General features: G+C 72.9%; 18 protein-coding genes. 9 read left to right on the plus strand and 9 right to left on the minus strand.

Annotated features, from left to right (window positions below; genetic code table 11):
- The first annotated feature begins 96 nt into the window (after positions 1 to 96).
- The 4 genes from FS825_RS18535 (at position 97) to FS825_RS01545 (ending at position 3,080) form a co-directional block, all read left to right on the plus strand.
- A complete protein-coding gene (locus FS825_RS18535) occupies positions 97 to 621 on the plus strand; it encodes a hypothetical protein (RefSeq protein WP_186377016.1) in 525 nt (174 codons plus the stop codon).
- A 2-nt stretch (positions 622 to 623) separates the two neighbouring features.
- Positions 624 to 1,244: a signal peptidase I gene (gene lepB, locus FS825_RS01535; RefSeq protein WP_222126878.1), complete on the plus strand. Its 621-nt coding sequence runs from the start codon at positions 624 to 626 to the stop codon at positions 1,242 to 1,244.
- Between the two features lie 108 nt (positions 1,245 to 1,352).
- Positions 1,353 to 2,177, plus strand: a complete 825-nt coding sequence (locus FS825_RS01540) for a helix-turn-helix transcriptional regulator (protein ID WP_222126871.1) — start codon at positions 1,353 to 1,355, stop codon at positions 2,175 to 2,177.
- 45 nt (positions 2,178 to 2,222) lie between these two features.
- Positions 2,223 to 3,080, plus strand: coding sequence for a helix-turn-helix domain-containing protein (locus tag FS825_RS01545; RefSeq protein WP_186377018.1), 858 nt, complete (start codon positions 2,223 to 2,225; stop codon positions 3,078 to 3,080).
- A 56-nt stretch (positions 3,081 to 3,136) separates the two neighbouring features.
- Here the strand turns inward: FS825_RS01545 and FS825_RS01550 are convergent, their stop codons facing one another.
- Complete coding sequence (locus tag FS825_RS01550; protein WP_144710209.1) at positions 3,137 to 3,661, minus strand: MmyB family transcriptional regulator; 525 nt, start codon at positions 3,659 to 3,661, stop codon at positions 3,137 to 3,139.
- Positions 3,662 to 3,917: 256 nt separating this feature from the next.
- On the opposite strand from FS825_RS01550, the gene FS825_RS01555 reads away from it, so the two are divergent.
- The 3 genes from FS825_RS01555 (at position 3,918) to FS825_RS01565 (ending at position 7,354) form a co-directional block, all read left to right on the plus strand.
- Positions 3,918 to 4,643, plus strand: a complete 726-nt coding sequence (locus FS825_RS01555) for an alpha/beta fold hydrolase (RefSeq protein ID WP_144710211.1) — start codon at positions 3,918 to 3,920, stop codon at positions 4,641 to 4,643.
- A 44-nt stretch (positions 4,644 to 4,687) separates the two neighbouring features.
- Positions 4,688 to 5,653 carry an alpha/beta hydrolase gene (locus FS825_RS01560; RefSeq protein ID WP_144710213.1) on the plus strand — a complete coding sequence of 322 codons (966 nt, stop codon included), beginning with the start codon at positions 4,688 to 4,690 and terminating at the stop codon, positions 5,651 to 5,653.
- A gap of 87 nt (positions 5,654 to 5,740) precedes the next feature.
- The gene (locus FS825_RS01565; protein ID WP_144710215.1) at positions 5,741 to 7,354 is read left to right on the plus strand and encodes an MFS transporter; all 1,614 of its coding nucleotides are present in this window, start codon (positions 5,741 to 5,743) and stop codon (positions 7,352 to 7,354) included.
- On the opposite strand, the gene FS825_RS01570 is transcribed toward FS825_RS01565, so the two are convergent.
- The 6 genes from FS825_RS01570 to FS825_RS01595 form a co-directional block, all read right to left on the minus strand.
- Positions 7,335 to 8,252 carry a DUF3800 domain-containing protein gene (locus FS825_RS01570; RefSeq protein WP_144710217.1) on the minus strand — a complete coding sequence of 306 codons (918 nt, stop codon included), beginning with the start codon at positions 8,250 to 8,252 and terminating at the stop codon, positions 7,335 to 7,337. The two genes, FS825_RS01565 and FS825_RS01570, sit on opposite strands and share 20 nt — an antisense overlap.
- Positions 8,253 to 8,445: 193 nt before the next feature.
- Positions 8,446 to 8,769 (minus strand): hypothetical protein, encoded by a 324-nt coding sequence (locus FS825_RS01575; RefSeq protein ID WP_144710219.1) that lies wholly within the window; start codon positions 8,767 to 8,769, stop codon positions 8,446 to 8,448.
- A gap of 26 nt (positions 8,770 to 8,795) precedes the next feature.
- The gene (locus FS825_RS01580; protein ID WP_144710221.1) at positions 8,796 to 9,422 is read right to left on the minus strand and encodes a response regulator transcription factor; all 627 of its coding nucleotides are present in this window, start codon (positions 9,420 to 9,422) and stop codon (positions 8,796 to 8,798) included.
- A complete protein-coding gene (locus tag FS825_RS01585; protein ID WP_144710223.1) occupies positions 9,419 to 10,660 on the minus strand; it encodes a sensor histidine kinase in 1,242 nt (413 codons plus the stop codon). The genes FS825_RS01580 and FS825_RS01585 overlap by 4 nt, the downstream gene beginning before the upstream one ends.
- Before the next feature lie 23 nt (positions 10,661 to 10,683).
- Positions 10,684 to 11,454, minus strand: a complete 771-nt coding sequence (locus FS825_RS01590; protein ID WP_186377019.1) for an ABC transporter permease — start codon at positions 11,452 to 11,454, stop codon at positions 10,684 to 10,686.
- Positions 11,451 to 12,395 (minus strand): ABC transporter ATP-binding protein, encoded by a 945-nt coding sequence (locus FS825_RS01595; RefSeq protein WP_144710225.1) that lies wholly within the window; start codon positions 12,393 to 12,395, stop codon positions 11,451 to 11,453. Before FS825_RS01595 ends, FS825_RS01590 begins: the two co-directional genes overlap by 4 nt.
- Before the next feature lie 139 nt (positions 12,396 to 12,534).
- Here FS825_RS01595 and FS825_RS01600 point away from each other — a divergent pair, with 139 nt between their 5' ends.
- Positions 12,535 to 13,731: a PP2C family protein-serine/threonine phosphatase gene (locus FS825_RS01600; protein ID WP_144710227.1), complete on the plus strand. Its 1,197-nt coding sequence runs from the start codon at positions 12,535 to 12,537 to the stop codon at positions 13,729 to 13,731.
- Positions 13,732 to 13,955: 224 nt separating this feature from the next.
- Here FS825_RS01600 and FS825_RS01605 read toward each other — a convergent pair whose 3' ends face one another.
- Both FS825_RS01605 and purD read right to left on the minus strand, forming a co-directional pair.
- Entirely contained in the window at positions 13,956 to 14,816 is an 861-nt protein-coding gene (locus tag FS825_RS01605; protein ID WP_144710229.1) for a phosphoribosylaminoimidazolesuccinocarboxamide synthase, read from the minus strand.
- A complete protein-coding gene (purD, locus tag FS825_RS01610; RefSeq protein WP_144710231.1) occupies positions 14,813 to 16,081 on the minus strand; it encodes a phosphoribosylamine--glycine ligase in 1,269 nt (422 codons plus the stop codon). Before purD ends, FS825_RS01605 begins: the two co-directional genes overlap by 4 nt.
- A 57-nt stretch (positions 16,082 to 16,138) precedes the next feature.
- Here purD and FS825_RS01615 point away from each other — a divergent pair, with 57 nt between their 5' ends.
- Positions 16,139 to 16,501, plus strand: a complete 363-nt coding sequence (locus FS825_RS01615) for a sterol carrier family protein (RefSeq protein WP_144710233.1) — start codon at positions 16,139 to 16,141, stop codon at positions 16,499 to 16,501.
- The last annotated feature ends 104 nt before the right edge of the window (positions 16,502 to 16,605 follow it).

The raw sequence follows: 16,605 nt of genomic DNA on the forward strand, positions 1-16,605 counted from the left end.
TCCGTCCCGTCGCGTCGGTGCGGCGGTGCACCCAGGATGGCATCGCACTCGGTGTCCTGTCGGCGGAGCCGCGCCGCCGGGGGCCAAGATGGGGGGATGCCACGCACGCGACGCCCGCGCGACCTGCCGATCGAGCAGATGCGCGACCGGATGTCGTCGTACATCTACGGGAACATCACGGTCCTCGCGGCTGCGATCGCGGTCGACCCCGAGTCGATCCACCACGGGGCGGCGGTCTGGGCCGTGCTCGGTACGGCAGTGCTGACGTACCTGGCGCACGTCCTCGCGCACCTGGTCGCGCACGGGTTGGGTGACGACGACTCCGAGTCGGACGCCGTCCGCCGCGAGTCGATCGTGACCATCGTGCGGAACGCGAACCCGATCGCGACGTCGGGGCTCATCCCCGCGGTGCTGTACGCGGCGGCGTGGATCGGCTGGCTCCCGGCGCAGTGGGCGCAGACGGCCGCGCTCGTGATCCTCGTGGTGCGCATCGGCATGGTCGGCGTGTTCATGCAGCGGTTCAGCGGGAAGCGTCCGACGTTCCTCGGGCTGTGGGGCGGCGTCGTGCTCGCCGTGGTCGCCCTCGTGATCGGATCCGTGAAGGTGGTGCTGACGCATTGAGCGTGGAGAACGGGGCGGTCGAGCCGTCCGAGAGCCGGCCCAGGTGGCGGTTCCTCCGCGACCTCGTCATCATCGTCGTCGCGGCGCTGCTGGCGTCCTTCCTGGTGAAGGCGTACCTCGTCCGCTCCTTCTACATCCCCTCCGCGTCGATGGAGAACACGCTGCTCATCGGCGACCGGGTGCTCGTCAACGAGCTGGTGCCCGGCGTCGTCCCGCTGCAGCGCGGGGACGTGATCGTCTTCCAGGACCCGGGCGGCTGGCTCGGTGCCGGGCAGGGCGACGACCTCATCAAGCGGGTGATCGGGCTCCCCGGCGACACCGTGTCGTGCTGCGACGCCGAGGGGCGGCTCTCGGTGAACGGGCACGCGGTCGACGAGCCGTACGTCGTGCTCCAGCCGGGGTCCGACCGGGTCGCACAGACGGACTTCTCGGTCGCGGTGCCGAAGGGGCACCTCTGGGTGATGGGCGACAACCGCTACGACTCCGCCGACTCGCGCCTGCACGGGTCGGTGCCGGTGTCCGACGTCGTCGGTCGGGCGTTCGTCACCACGTGGCCGGTGTCGCGGTGGTCGGTGTTGTCCCGGGACGCCGATGACTGGGACCGGGTGCCCGACCCGTCCTGACACCGGACGTTCGTCGCAGGGCCGCGCTTCCGTGGTTCCGCATCTGCGGGCCTCGCGCGGGCGGGCCAGCCGCGGTAGCGTTCGGTCGACCGTCGACGGAAGGAACCCATGACGTCGTCCGACGAGCCGTTCGAGTACCGCACCGGCGGGGACGACGACGTCACCCTGCGCCGGATCCGCGTCGGGGGCCGTCAGTCGGGCACGATCGGCCCGCGCCCGGACCACGTCGTCTTCGTGCTCGACGACGGCTGGGCGACGCTCACCGCGGACGACGGCAGCGCGTGGGAGGTCGGACCCGGGCGGCCGATGATGCTCTCCGCACCGGTCGCGTACTCGTTCGACACGGCGGCCACGGCGATGACGCTCCTGCACGTCGCGCCGGCGATGCTCGGGGACGTCGACGAACCGTCCGAGTTCGTCCAGCCCGAGCCGTCCGATCCCGGCGTCGAACCGCTCCTGGCACTGCTGCGCGAGGTCACCGACCGCCTGCTCGACCCGCAGCTCGACGCGTCCGAGCGTGCGGCGCTGGACCGGCGCGTGGCGACGGTCGTCCTGTCGACGTTCACCCGGTCCCGGTCGGACGTCGAGCACCGTCTCCGCCGGGCGATCCGCTTCGTGCACGACCATGCCGGCGACGACATCGAGGTCGCGGACATCGCCGCGGGGGCCGACCTCAGCGAGCGGGGACTGCAGGACCTCTTCCGTCGTCGGCTCGCGGTGACCCCGATGCGGTACCTCCGCGAGGTCCGGCTGGACCGCGTGCACCTCGAGCTCGGCGCCCGGCGGGGTGGCGTCGTGACGGTGCGGGACGTCGCGCGTCGGTGGCGGTTCGCACACCTGGGCCGATTCGCTGCCGCGTACCGGGAGCGGTTCGGCGAGCACCCGCACGAGACGCTCGCCCGGTCGGGACGCCCCGGAGCCGGACCCGTCTGAGAACGGTGGTTCTCGACGGTGCGGGAATCGGCTATCCTCCATGTCGTGGACGCGCGACGATCCGAGCTGGGGCAGTACCTCCGCGCGCGCCGGGCACTCGTCCAGCCGGAGGACGTCGGTCTGCCGCGCGAGCCCGGTCGACGGGTCGACGGACTCCGCCGCGAAGAGGTCGCACGGCTCGCCGGCATCAGCCCCGAGTACTACCTGCGACTCGAACGCGGCCGTGACCACCAGCCGTCCGACCAGGTCCTCGCCGCCATCGCCCGGGCGCTCCTGCTCGACGACGAGGCCGCCGGGTACCTGCGCCGTCTCGCCCACGCGGACCGGACGCCTCCGCCGTCCTCGACCGCGCCGGGGGTCGACGACTCCGTCCGAGCACTGTTGGCGCAGTGGTCGCACACGCCGGCGTTCGTGATGGACCGGAACCAGGACATCATCCTGTCGAACGCCCTCGCCAGCGCTCTGGGCCCCGGGTACATGGAGCCCGGCGCGAACCTGGTGCTGCAGATCTTCTCCGAGGCGTCCCGGCAGCACGCCGTCGACTGGCTGCCGACCGCGCACCGGGTGGTCGCCGCACTCCGCATGCACGCCGAACCGGAGGACGCCCGGCTGCAGGAGATCGTCGGGACCCTGACCCTGCAGGACCCCGACTTCGCGCGCATCTGGGCCCGGCACGACGTCGCGGTGCAGCGGACCGGCACCTCGCGGCACTGGATCGACCCGATCGGCTGGGTCGAGTTCCGGTGGCAGAACCTCGCGATCCCGGGCAGCTCGCACGTGCTCGTCACGTTCTGGGCCGACAAGGGGACGCCGGCGGCCGCGGCGGTGGCGTACCTGGCCATCCAGGTCCAGCAGGGAACGGCGGGACGGGCCCAGGTCGAGGGCGAGTCGGCCGCCGGCTGACGCGCCGACGGCTGTTGCGCTGACGGCAGACGCGGCGCCGGCCGCCGGAGCCCGCCTCAGTCGTCCAGCAGGCCGCGCAGCTCCTCGAGCCGTGCAGCCGAGCCGTCGTCCGCCGGTACCCACAGCACGAGCACGTGCTCCGGGTCCTCGTGGCGGTGGAGCTGCTCCCACCGCAGCACGATCCGCCCGACGAGCGGGTTGTCGAACGTGCTCACCCCGCGCTGCGCCGACCGGACCGCTCCGGCAGCCCACTCGGTGGCGAACGCGGAGCTCCGGGCCATCAGCTCACCGACGAGCTCGCGGAACCGGGCGTCCTCCTCGTGCTGCTCCAAGGAGTCCCGGAGCATCGCGGCCGTGCGGTGCGCCTGGTCCTCCCATCCCTCGACCGACTCCTCGACGTACGGGTTGAGGAACGTGAACCGCGCGAGGTTGGTGCCCACGGTCAGCGACGCGGAGACGGCCCCGGCGATGCGGTTCGCGGCGACGACGTCGAGGTGCCGGTCGAAGACGACCACGGGTTCGACGAGCGCGTCCACGAACTCCTGCACCGACGCCGTCGTCGTGCCGTCCTCGTGGTCCACCCCACCACGCTATCCGGGGCGCGACGCCCGAGGGGGACCCCACGAGGGCCCCGTCCGATCCGGCTCGTCGATCCCCCCGGGCGCGTCCCGCCGGGCACGCCGTGACGGAGCCGGTGTCCGCGCCCGTCGGCAGTGCACCGAGCCGGTCCGGCCGTCGAGACGGGGCATCGCAGGGACACGACCGGACGCACACCCCGGCCGTACCGTGACGACGCCGGGAACTCGCCCGGCTGCACCTCGACCCAGGAGACCCGCCATGGCATCACCCACCATCGTCCTCGTCCACGGCGCCTTCGCGGACGCCGCCAGCTGGGCGCCCGTCACGCGTGAACTGCTCGACCGCGGTCACACCGTGCTCGTCCCGCCCGTCTACAACCGCAGCCTCGCCGAGGACGCCGCGTCGATCCGCGCCGTCGCCGAGCACGTCGACGGCCCCGTCGTCCTCGCCGGGCACTCGTACGGCGGCGCCGTGATCACCGTCGCCGGCGTCGCGTCGAACGTCGTCGGTCTCGTCTACGTCTCCGGCTACGTGCTCGACGAGGGCGAGAGCCTCGGCCAGCTGCAGGGCGGCTTCCCCGACTCCGACCTCGCCGCGAGCCTCGTCTACACGCCGTACCCGGTCGCGGGCGGCGAGGACGGCACCGACGTGTCCGTCGCGATCGACGCCTTCCCCGAGGTGTTCGCCGCCGGGCTCGACACGAAGGTCGCCGAGGTCCTCGCGGTCTCGCAGCGTCCGCTGTCCGGAGCCGCGTTCGGCGAACCCGCCTCCGCCGCCGCGTGGAAGACGACCCCCGCGTGGGCGATCGTCTCCGCCGAGGACCACACCATCAACCCCGACGTCGAGCGCTTCGGCTACACGCGCGCCGGCATCGAGGACGTGACCGAGCTCGCAGCGCCGCACCTCGTCATGCAGACCCACCCGAAGGACGTCGCCGACGTCATCGAGCGGGCGGTCGCCGCCACGAGCACGACCGACGCCTGACGCCGTCCCCCGACGGACCGTCACCCCACCACACGAGGAGTCACATGCCCACCGGCAACCCGAAGAACATCGCGCTCGAGCCCGCCGCGCAGGCGTTCGTCGACGCGACCGCAAACCCGCCGTTCCTGTACCAGCTCGCACCGGAGGAGGGCCGGAAGGCCGTCGACGGGGTCCAGGACGAACCGATCGACAAGCCCGAGGTCGACGAGGAGTGGATCACCGTCGAGGGCGGCCCCACCGGATCCGTCCCGGTCCGGATCGTGAAGCCGAAGGGCGCCACCGGTGTCCTGCCCGTCGTGCTGTACACGCACGGCGCCGGCTGGGTGTTCGGCGACGCCCACACCCACGACCGGCTCGTCCGCGACCTCGCCGTCGGTACCGGAGCAGCCGTCGTGTTCCCGGAGTACGACCGGGCACCGGAGCACCAGTACCCGGTGCAGAACGAGCAGTCCTACGCCGTCGCGCAGTGGGTCGTCCAGCACGGTTCGGACAAGGACCTCGACGGGTCGCGGCTCGTGGTCGCGGGTGACTCGGTCGGCGGGAACATGGCGACCGTGCTGACGATCATGGCGAAGGAGCGCGGCGACGTGACCTTCCGGGCGCAGGCGCTGTTCTACCCGGTGACGAACGCCGCGTTCGACACCGCGTCGTACCAGGAGTTCGCGGAGGGCTACTTCCTCGCGCTCGACGGCATGAAGTGGTTCTGGGACCAGTACACGACGAGCGAGGAGGAGCGCGCCCAGATCACCGCGTCGCCGCTCCGCGCCACCGAGGAACAGCTCGCCGGGCTGCCGCAGGCGCTCGTCATCACGGGTGAGGCCGACGTCCTCCGTGACGAGGGCGAGGCGTACGCCGCCAAGCTCCGCCGCGCCGGCGTCCCGGTCACGGCGGTCCGCTACGGCGGCGTCGTGCACGACTTCGTGATGGTCAACTCGCTGCACGACATGCCGCCCGCCAAGGCAGCGGTCGCGCAGGCGGTCGCCTTCCTGACGGCCGCACTCGCCGACTGAGACCCGGCCACGTCCTGGAGGCGCGGTGCGGGTCCGACCCGCACCGCGCCTCCAGGCCGTTCCCCGTCCCCACCCCGAGGAGGTGCCGTGTCCACCGTCACGTCGACGACAACTCGCGGCGGCGCGCTCGCGCCGCTCGCCGTCCCGGTCTTCCGGGCGCTCTGGATCGCGGTGCTCGTCAGCAACGTCGGCAGCTGGATGCAGACCGTCGGAGCGCAGTGGCTGCTCATCGACGAGCACGCGGCCCCCGTGGTCGTCGCGCTCGTGCAGACCGCGTCGAGTCTGCCGGTCCTCCTCATCGGCATCCCCGCCGGGGTGATCGGCGAGTTCGTCGACCGGCGGCGGCTGCTCATCGGGGTGCAGGCGTTCCAGGTCGTCGTCGGTGTCGCGATGACCGTGCTGACCGCGACCGGGTCGATGACCCCGGCGCTCCTCCTCACCGTCACGTTCCTCCTCGGCTCGGCGTCCGCGCTGCAGCTGCCCGCGTACCAGGCGCTCGTGCCGGAGATCGTGCCCCGGTCCGCCATCAGCGACGCCGCCGCGCTCAGCTCCGTCGGCGTCAACGTCGCCCGTGCCGTCGGTCCCGCCCTCGCCGGGGTCGTCATCGCCCGGCTCGGCGTGCCGTTCGTGTTCGCAGCGAACGCCCTGTCGTTCGCGCTGTTCCTCGTCGTGCTCGTCGCGTGGCGGGGCTACCAGCGGCCGGAGACCCGTGCGGAACCGTTCATCGACGCGACCCGTGCCGGACTCCGCTACGTCCGCAACGCCGGGGTCGTCCGCCGGCTGCTGCTCCAGCTCGCCGCCTTCATGGTCCCCGCGAACGCGCTCTGGGCCCTCCTGCCGCTCGTCGCCGACGGTCCGCTCGGGCTCTCCTCCGGCGGGTACGGGCTGCTGCTCGCAGCGGTCGGTACCGGTTCCGTCGGGGGAGCGTTCCTCATGCCGGCGATCCGCACGCGCCTCGGCCTCGGGCGGGTCGTCGGCACCACGTCCGTCGTCTTCGGCGCGACGATGGTCGTCGTCGCACTCGTCCCCGTCCTGCCCGTCGTCATCGTCGCGCTCGTCATCGGTGGTGTCGCGTGGATCGGCGTCGTGACGACCCTGAACGGCACCGTGCAGGCGTTCCTGCCCGCGTGGGTCCGGACGCGCGGACTCGCCGTGTACCAGCTCGTGCTCTTCGGCAGCACCGCGGTCGGCGCCGCCGTCGCGGGTGCGGTGGCCACACCGCTCGGGGTCGTCGGTGTGCTCGTGGTCGCCGGGGTCCTCACCGCCGCCAGCGCCCTGCTGCTGGTCGCGTCCCGCTTCCCAGTGCTCACCGACCGGCAGCGCGCTGCCGCTCCGATGCCGCTCGGCGACGTGACGTTCCTGCCGGACGAGCACGGACCGGCGACCGGGGAGACCCTGGTGCTCGTGCACTGGACGGTCCCTGCCGGGTCCGTCGACGCGTTCCGCGAGCGTGCCGCCCGGCTCGGCCGGAGCCGACGGCGGACCGGGGCGCGGGACTGGAACCTCTACCGGGACGCCGGGTCCGGGCCGGACGCGTGGGTCGAGGCGTTCCGTGTGGGGTCGTGGCAGGAGCACCTCGCCCAGCACGAGGTCCGGCAGACCGGGGACGACGCCCGGATGCTCGAGGCGGTGCGGGAGGTCGCGGGGGAGCCGCGGGTCGAGCACCTGGTGGCGGAGGGGGTCAGCAGCCCGTCGTCGTGAGGCCGCCGGCGTGCGAGCGCTCAGCCGCCGCCATGATGCGTCGGGCGATCGCGTGCGGGACGTTCGCGCCGAGTGCGCCGTCCGGGTGCAGCGGCCGCTGCGGCCGGAAGAGCTCGGAGTGGTGGAAGTCGTCGACCGACCGGTGCCGGAGGTGCAGCTTGGACTCGTGGGTGAACGCACCGCGCAGCGCCTCGAGTTCACGGCACGTCGTCACCCACCCGTACGGAGACTCTCGGAGCAACTGGTACTCCACCGCGCGGGTCGCACACGCTGCGAGCCAGTCGGCGAACTGGATGTTCGCGCTGAGGCGGCTGTCGACGTGCATCGGCAGTTCGATGATGCGCCGCATCTCGGGGTGGTCGGCCGCCCGCCCGAGGATGTGCTCGTACATCGCGGGGAGCCGGGCGGCGCGGGTCTTCTCGTTGACCTGGTCGATGATCACCATCAGGTTCGCGTCCTGCGTCTCCGCGTGCCGCGCGAGCCGGTTCAGCGCCTCACGCATCGCCGAGGTCTCTCGCGCATCGGTGTCGAGCGCCGTCTGCTTGGGCGTTCCGACGGGCTTCTCGTCGGCGTAGTAGAAGAGAGCGCCGCCCGCCGACCGGAGGCGGCGCACGAGGCCGGCGAAGACCCGGATCTGCTCCGGATGGCGCTGCAACGTGTCCGGGCGGAAGATGCTCGCGCCCTTCCGTTCCCACCGGCCGGGGTGCTGCGCCTGGGCGAGCTCGGTCCGGAAGAGCGTCCGTTTCTGACGGTCGAACTCCGCGCCGAACGAGCGGGCGTGTGCGGCCGGGACCACGAAGCCCGCGTAGCCGAACGCCGGGCTCGTGTTGAACCGCTCGTGGTCGCGCGCGATGAAGGCACCCGTCTCACCGATCTCGTCGATGTACGCCAGCAGCACGCTGCAACCCCCTCACCAAACGCAGAAGCCCACGCGGACGCGTGGGCTTCTCGAGTCGGCGCTCAGAGAACTGTTCCATCTCCAGCTACCGGTGACGAGCCTAGCGGTCCGGCTCGCGCCGGATCAAGGAGCCGGAACGTCCCAGACTCCGACTCCCATCTGATATTCAGGCTGGCGTCGCTGCGGGAGGGGGTCAGCAGCCCGTCGTCGTCAGGGTGACCGCGGCGACCGTGCCGTTCTTCACCGTGGTCTTCTGCGGGCAGAGCTCGTTCGCCTTGACGGTGACCCCGCCGAGCGGGACCCCGGCGAAGTTCGCGGTGCCGCCCGGGAAGACCCGCTGGTGCTCGGACACCTTGCCGGTCGTGGCCGTGATGACCTTCACCTCGTAGGCGTGATCAGCGGCGTTGGACGACACCGTGACCGAGAGCTGGCCGGTGGAGTCGTGCGCGCCGCAGCCGGCGAGGGTCAGGACCGCGGCGGTGCCGAGGAGGAACACGGGGACGACACGACGGAGCACGCAGCCAAGGGTACGCCGCACCGGCGTCACGCCGAGCCGAGCAGCCAACCGTTGTCGGCCGCCACGCGGAGCGCCTCGGTGGCGTTCCGCGCCGCGGTCTTCCCGATCGCCGACGACAGGTGGTTCCGCACCGTCCCCTCGGACAGGTGCAGCGTGCCGGCGACCCCGGCGACCGTCGGCGCGGTGCGGAACGCGATGAGCACGTCGGTCTCCCGCGGGGTGAGCGGGGACGGCCCGGCGGCGAGGGACTCGGCCGCGAGCACGGGGTCCACGACCCGGAAGCCTCCGGCCACCCGGCGGACCGCGTCGGCCAGCTGTTCGGCGGGGGTGTCCTTCACGACGAAGCCGGCGGCCCCGGCCTCGAGGGCACGACGGAGGTAGCCCGGGCGGCCGAACGTCGTCACGATGAGGGACCGGCACGTCGGGAGCTCGCGCGCCAGCGTCGCGGCCGCGGTGAGCCCGTCCGCGCCCGGCATCTCGACGTCGAGCAACGCCACGGTGGCGCCGGACGTGCGCGCGGCGTCGAGGACCTCGTCGCCGCGGGCGACCTGGGCGACCACCTCGATGTCCCGCTCGAGCGACAGCAACGACGCCAGCGCGCCCCGGACGAGCGCCTGGTCGTCCGCGAGGAGCACCCGGATGGTACCGGTCACCGTCTGCTCCTCTCGACCCGCAGGCGGAAGCCGCCGAGGTCGCTCGTCCCGGTGGTCAGGGTCGCGCCGACGGCGTCCGCGCGCTCCCGCAGTCCGCGGAGGCCGTTGCCGCCGGTGACGCTGAACGCTGCGGCGGCCCCCGCCTCGGAGCCCGCCGTCGAGCCGGTGCCGTCGTCCTCGACGGTCAGCGCGGTGCGGGTGAGCGTGACCCGGACCCGGCTCGCCGCGGCGTGCCGGATGACGTTCGTGATGCCCTCGCGCAGCACCCACGCGAACAGGCTGCGCACGTCCTCGGCCGCGGCGTCGCCGTCCTCGGGGAGCACGGCGTCGATGTCCGCTGCGGTCAGCGCCGCGCGGGCGGAGAGGAGCTCGGCGTCGAGGTCGGCCTCCCGGTACCCGCTGACCGCTCGGCGGAGCCCCTGCAGCGCCTCGCGCGAGAGCCGCTCGACGTCCTGCATCTCGGTCTTCGCCCGGGCCGGGTCGAGGTCGACGAGGCGGGCGGCGAGTTCGGACTTCATCGCCACGACCGTCAGCGAGTGCCCGAGGACGTCGTGCAGGTCGCGGGAGAACCGGGCGCGCTCCTCGACCACGGCGAGCCGGGTGATCTCGTCCTGCGCGACCCCGAGTCGCTGTTCGGCCTCGCGCTGGCGGCCGAAGAACAGCATCGAGGCTCCGACGGACACCGTGATGACCGGGGCGAAGAGGATGCCGCTGTTGACCGCCTGGTCCCAGCCGGTGCTCGCGGCGACGAGGAACTGTGCGCCGAGGATCCCGAGCACGACCACGCCGGCGATCCAGAACCGTTCCGCGACGAACCCGGACAGTGCGGCGACGAGCAGCCAGGTCCACACGGCGAGCGGTCCGACCACGAGGAGCAGGAGCCCGGCGAGCAGCGCGACCCCGGCCAGCACGAGGACCCGACCGCGCAGGCCCCGGCGCCACATCAGCTCCGGGGCGAACAGGTACGCCGCGTAGACGACGGCGAGGGCGATCGTCGAGACGACGTGTGTCCGGAGACTCCGCCCGTCGCTCCACACGGCGATGATCTCGAGCACCTGCCAGAGGAGCGCGAAGACCGCTCCGGCGTACCAGCGGCGGCGGCCGATCCGGATGTCCTCGTCGCTCGCGCCCGGTGGGACGGCCCACGGGAACGAGCGCGGGGCCGGTCGCGTCGGCCGGGAGGCGCGTGGTGCGTTCTCCGCACCCCGCGCCTCGGCCGTTCTGGTCGCCTCGGACATCGGTGCCAGCGTAGGGCCGTCGGTCACTGCCGTGCGGCGTCGCGGCGGTACCGCCACACGATCACCGCGGCGAGGACGATCGCCCACGCGGCCAGCACCATCGCCGGCTCGGTCATCCCCGAGGCGCCGGTCGCTCCGGCACCCATCTGCCCGATGCGGTTCAGCCAGTACGACGGCAGCAGGTGCGCGACGCTGCCCATCCAGTCCGGCATCACCGACAGCGGGACCCAGAGCCCGCCGAGGATCGCCAGGCCCATGAACACCACCATGAACAGCGGCTGGGCGAACGACGGCTTGGCGAACTGCCCGATCAGGATCGCGATGAGGGCGAACGGGATCACCCCGCACCAGATGCCGAACCCGGCCGCGAGCCAACGCACCGGGTCGAGCGAGGCGTGCAGGCCCACGGTCGCGACGAGCACGGTGACGACGATGGACACCGCGGCGAAGGCCATCGCGGCGATCACCTTCGACACCATGAAGCCCCACCCGGACAGCGGGGTCACCCGGAGCTGCCGGTTCCAGCCGATCGACCGCTCGTTGACGATCGCGAACGCCTGGCTGAGCGCGGCCATCATCGCGCCGTAGGACGCCATCTGCAGGGTCGTCACGACGAGGTACTGGAGGTGCGTCGTCGGGTCGGTCTGGGAACCGAACGCCGAGCCGAACACGAGCAGCATGATCACCGGGACGGCGAAGGTGAACACCATCGCGCGGACGTTGCGGAGCTGCCGTCTCGTCTCGAGGTACACGTAGCGCATCGGCAGGCGGCCGGAGGTGGTGACGGTGGTCATGCGAGGACTCCTTCGGGAGCGGCGGCTGCGGCGCCGGGTTCGGCGGCGCCGGGTTCGGCGGTGAGGGCGAGGAAGGCGTCGTCCATGGTCGAGGCGACCACCTGGATGTCGGACGCCTGCGGGAACGTCGTGAGCAGCGCCCTGAGGGTGTCGTCGCTGCGGTCCGAGCGGAGCGTGACGGAGTCGTGCCGCGCCTCCAGGCCGACCACCCCCGGCAGACTGCGCAACGTGCCGTGCGCGTCGGGGCCGACCCCGGAGAACCGGACCGTCCGCGTGGCGGTGATCGCCTTGATCTCGGCGGGCGTGCCGTCGGCGACGACTCGACCGGCGCGCAGGATGACGATGCGGTCGGCGAAGGTGTCGGCCTCGTCGAGGTAGTGCGTCGCGAACACGACCGTCCGGCCCGCGTCGGTGAACTCGCGCATCGAGGACCAGAAGGTGTGCCGCGCCTCGACGTCCATCGCCGCGGTGGGTTCGTCGAGCACGAGGAGGTCCGGGTCGGACACCACGGCGACCGCGAAGCGTGCCCGCTGCAGTTGGCCGCCGGACAGCTTGTTCACCCGGCGTCCGGCGATCTCGGCGCAGCGTGCGCGGCGGAGGGCCTCGTCGACGGGCATCGGTCGGCGGTGTGCGGCGGCGACCAGCGCGACCGCCTCACGGACCGTCATGTCCGGCAGGAGTGCACCGCCCTGGAGCATCGCGCCGACCCGGCCGGCGACCACCGCGGCACGGGGGTCCTCACCGAAGAGGAGCGCCTCGCCCGTGGTCGGGGTGGAGAGCCCGAGCGCGAGGTCGACCGTCGTGGTCTTGCCCGCGCCGTTCGGGCCGAGGAGGGCGACGACCTCGCCCGGACGGATCGCCAGGTCGACGCCGTCGACCGCGGCCACCGCGCCGAAGCGCTTGCGGAGGTCGCGGAGCTGGATGACCGGTGTGTCGTTCATGAGCACCACTCTCGCGTCGAGGGGGCCGACGGACACCTGTCGGACGTCACGACCGCGCCGTGACATCTGTCACGAGTGGTGCTCCGCGTCCTCCCTTCTGGGGACGGCCCCTGTCCGGAAGGCGCGTTAGCGTGGACGCATGCACCACGAGCCCGCCACCGTCGCCCTGGGGACCTCGCCCGACGCCGTCCGGAGGGCAGCGCTCCTCGCGGCGCTCGACGTGGTCGACGGCGGCGCGGAAGAGCGGTTCGAGCGCATCACCCGCATCGCGCGCGAGGCGTTCGGGGTCTCCGGATCGTTCCTCAACCTAGCCGGGGCCACCGACCTGGTGATCAAGTCGCAGCAGATGGACGTCCCGCTCGCCCCCGTCAGCCCGCTGGAGGGCACCTTCTGCGGACGGACCCTGCAGGAGCCCGGCGCCGTCGTCATCCCGGACGCGCTCTCCGACCCCCGGTACGCCGACCTCCCCGCCGTCACGGGCGACCCGCACGTGCGCTTCTACGCCGGGGTGCCGCTGCGCGTGGGCGACGACGACGTCAAGGTCGGCACGCTCTGCCTCATCGACCCCGAGCCGCGGACCCTCGACCCGGACGACGTCGCACTGCTCGAGGAGCTCGGTGTCTGGGCCGAACGCGAACTCTCCGCCGGTGCCGACGAGGACCGGCTCCGCTCCGTGCTCGCCGGGCTCGAACCCGCCGACGTCGTCGTGCCCGGGTACCGCGTGGGCGGGATGTCCGTGCCGCACGGTGTCGTGTCGGGGGACTTCCACGACTGGCACCTCGACGGGTCGGCGCTCGTCCTCACCGTCGCTGACGTGATGGGCAAGGGGATGTCCGCGGGCCTCCTCGCCGCCACGATCCGCGGGGCGCTGCTCGCCCGCGGTACCGAGTCCCCGGACCGTGCGGTCGCGGCGCTCGAGACCCAGGTCGGCCCGGACCTCGGCCGCGCCGAGTCCTTCGCGACGCTGTTCCACGCCCGACTCGAGAGCTCGACCGGCCGCATGGAGTTCACCGACGCCGGGCACGGGCTCGTCCTGCACCTGCACGCCGACGGGACCGAGAGCGTCCTCCGCTCGTACGACCTGCCGATCGGGCTGCACCCGGTCGGGGCCGCTCGGGTCACGGGCACGCTCGAGCTGGAGCGCGGGGACGTCCTGCTCGTCGTCAGTGACGGAGCGCTCGAGCTGTGGGACTCCACGATCGCGTCGCTCGGGGCACTCGGGGCGATGTGGCGGGACGCGCCGGAGATCGACACGTTCCTCGGGCGGGTGCGGGCGCGGGCGCTGACGCACGACCCGGGCGACGACCTGACGGTCGTGGTGGTCGCGCGCGACTGAGGCGCGAGCGCGGCGCGGGCGCGCCGCGGGCGCGCCCGCCGCGCCCGCCGCGCCGGACGCGCCCGGGCGCGGGCGCCGAGCGGGCACGTTCTGCCGCTCGGCGGGCGCGAGCGGGACGTTTCGTGCCCGCTCGGCGGACGTGAGCGGCGGGTTGTGCCCGCTCGGCGGGCGGCCGGGGGCGCGCCGGGGCCGCGGCCCGCGCGGCGCGGGCGCCGCCGGGGGCGCTAGGCGCCGAGCCGGTCGATCAGCTCGCGGTAGCGCTCAGCCGTCCGCGACACGATCGACTCGGGGAGCACCGGGGGCGTGCCCGTCCGGTCCCAGTTCGCGCTGAGCCAGTCCCGCACGATCTGCTTGTCGAAGGACTCCGTGCGGTTCCCCGACCGGGCGTCCCAGTAGCGGCTCGAGTCACTCGTCAGCACTTCGTCCGCGATCCGGACCTGACCCGACGCATCGCGCCCGAACTCGAACTTCGTGTCCGCGATGATCACCCCACGGGACAGGGCGATCGCCGCCGCCTCGGAGTACACGCGCAGCGAGAGGTCCCGCAGCTGCTCGGCGACCTCAGCACCCACCAGCGACACCGTCTGCTCGAACGAGATGTTCTCGTCGTGCTCGCCCTGCGGCGCCTTGTACGCCGGCGTGTAGATCGGCTCGGGCAGACGGTCGCCGTTCGAGAGGCCCGCGGGCAGCTCGACGCCGCACACGCTGCCGGACTCCTGGTACTCCGCCCACCCGCTGCCGACCAGGTACCCCCGCACGACGCACTCGACGGGGAACATGTCGAGCGGCATGACGTGCATCGACCGTGCGGCGACGGACGCGGGCACAGGGGTCCCGCCGGCGGACGGCGCGATGAGGTGGTTCGGGACGTCCGCGAGCTGGGTGAACCAGAAGCGCGACAGCCGGGTCAGGAGCTCGCCCTTGCCGGGGATCGGCGGTTCGAGCGCGAAGTCGTAGGCACTGACGCGGTCCGACGCGACGAGGAGCAGTTCGTCCACGTCGGACGGGGTCGACGGCACGTAGAGCTCACGGACCTTGCCGGAGGAGACGTGGCGCCACCCTTCGAGCACGGGCGCCCCGCTCATCGGACGACCTTCGCGGCGATGTCGGTGCGGAACTGCGCACCGTCGAGGCTGATGTCGGCGACACCGGCGTAGGCGCGGTCGCGGGCTTCGGCGAACGTGGAGCCGGTGGCGACGACGCTCAGCACGCGCCCCCCGGTCGCGACGAGGTCGCCGTCGAGGACCCCGGTGGCCGCGTGCGCCACCGAGACGCCGTCGCGGGCGTTGGCGGCGTCGATGCCGGTGATCACCCGCCCGGTCTTCGGGTTCTCCGGGTAGCCCTCGCTCGCGAGCACGACGGTGACCGCGGCGTCCGGGCGGAACGACGGCTCCGGAGCGGCGGCGAGCTGGCCGGTGGCCGCCGCGAGCATGAGGCTGCTGAGCGGGGTGGCGAGGCGGGGGAGGACGACCTGGGTCTCCGGGTCGCCGAAGCGGGCGTTGAACTCGATGACCCGGACGCCCTGCTCGGTCACGATGAGGCCGCAGTAGAGCAGACCGACGAACGGCGTGCCCTCGTGCTCGAGCCGGCGGACGGTGGGGAGCGCGACGAGGTCGGTCACCTCGTCGACGAAGGCCCGCTCGGACGCCCACCGCTCGGCGAGCCAGGGCAGCGGCGAGTACGCACCCATGCCACCGGTGTTCGGCCCGACGTCGCCGTCGGCCAGGCGCTTGTAGTCCTGCGCCGGGCTGAGGGCGCGGACGTCGTGCCCGTCGCTGAGGAAGAACAGCGAGACCTCTTCGCCGTCGAGGAACTCCTCGACCACGACGTGACCGTGCTGCAGCCAGTAGGTGGCGTGGTCGATCGCGGCCTGGCGGTCCTCCGTCACGAGGACACCCTTGCCCGCCGCGAGTCCGTCGGCCTTCACCACGTAGGGCGCGCCGAGTTCGTCGATCGCGGCGACGGCTTCGTCGACCGTGCCCGCGTACACCGGACGCCCGGTCGGGACGCCGGCCTCGGACATGATGCGCTTCGCGAACGCCTTCGACCCTTCGAGCTGCGCCGCGGCCTTGCTCGGTCCGAACACCGCGATGCCGCGGGTGCGCACCGGGTCGGCGACGCCGGCGATGAGCGGCGCCTCCGGTCCGACGACGACGAGTTCGACGTCGTTCTCGATCGCGTACTCGGCGACGAGGGCGCCGTTGGTCGGGTCGAGGGAGACGGTCTCGACGTCGGCGGCGATGCCGGCGTTGCCGGGCGCGGCCGTGATGACGTGCCCTGCTCGTTCAGCGAGGAGGGCCGTGATGATCGCGTGCTCGCGGGCACCGGAACCGAGGACGAGGATTCGCACCCGATCACCCTACCGATCCGGACTCGTCCGTTGCGGCGCGCGGGCTAGCCTGTGGAGATGCCACCGAGGAGGATCGAGGACGCGGACGGACGCGCCGCGCTCGCCGCCGTGCAGCAAGGGACGGCAGCACGGCCAGCGCTCGCGACGGCCGTCCGCTGGACGCTGCAGCGCCTCGCCGACGACGTGCCGGGCAACAGCGTCGAGGTCCGCGTCCCGCCCTTCGCCGCCGTGCAGGCCGTGCCCGGTCCACGCCACACCCGGGGGACCCCGCCGAACGTGATCGAGACGGACGCGGAGACGTGGTTGGCGCTCGCTACCGGCTCGCTGCGCTGGGACGAGGCGGTCGCGCAGTTGCGCGTCAGCGCGTCCGGGTCGCGAGCGGACCTGACGGCGGTCCTGCCGGTCCGGCTCGACGGCTGAGGACGGCGGACGGGAGGCGCGGTGCCAGCCCGCCCCGTTCCTCCAGAACGATACGAACGCAAGTACTTAGAGTGACTCACCGAATTAGGTAATGCCTACTGATG

Source organism: Curtobacterium pusillum (genome assembly GCF_007680845.1).
GTDB lineage: Bacteria > Actinomycetota > Actinomycetes > Actinomycetales > Microbacteriaceae > Curtobacterium > Curtobacterium pusillum_B.

What these genes read in the sequence shown, in the direction of transcription:
- FS825_RS18535 (WP_186377016.1), top strand. Translation starts at nt 97, where the DNA reads ATGCCACGCACGCGACGCCCGCGCGACCTGCCGATCGAGCAGATGCGC.
- FS825_RS01540 (WP_222126871.1), top strand. Translation starts at nt 1,353, where the DNA reads ATGACGTCGTCCGACGAGCCGTTCGAGTACCGCACCGGCGGGGACGAC.
- FS825_RS01555 (WP_144710211.1), top strand. Translation starts at nt 3,918, where the DNA reads ATGGCATCACCCACCATCGTCCTCGTCCACGGCGCCTTCGCGGACGCC.
- FS825_RS01560 (WP_144710213.1), top strand. Translation starts at nt 4,688, where the DNA reads ATGCCCACCGGCAACCCGAAGAACATCGCGCTCGAGCCCGCCGCGCAG.
- FS825_RS01585 (WP_144710223.1), bottom strand. Translation starts at nt 10,660, where the DNA reads ATGTCCGAGGCGACCAGAACGGCCGAGGCGCGGGGTGCGGAGAACGCA.
- FS825_RS01590 (WP_186377019.1), bottom strand. Translation starts at nt 11,454, where the DNA reads ATGACCACCGTCACCACCTCCGGCCGCCTGCCGATGCGCTACGTGTAC.
- FS825_RS01595 (WP_144710225.1), bottom strand. Translation starts at nt 12,395, where the DNA reads ATGAACGACACACCGGTCATCCAGCTCCGCGACCTCCGCAAGCGCTTC.
- FS825_RS01600 (WP_144710227.1), top strand. Translation starts at nt 12,535, where the DNA reads ATGCACCACGAGCCCGCCACCGTCGCCCTGGGGACCTCGCCCGACGCC.
- FS825_RS01605 (WP_144710229.1), bottom strand. Translation starts at nt 14,816, where the DNA reads ATGAGCGGGGCGCCCGTGCTCGAAGGGTGGCGCCACGTCTCCTCCGGC.
- FS825_RS01615 (WP_144710233.1), top strand. Translation starts at nt 16,139, where the DNA reads ATGCCACCGAGGAGGATCGAGGACGCGGACGGACGCGCCGCGCTCGCC.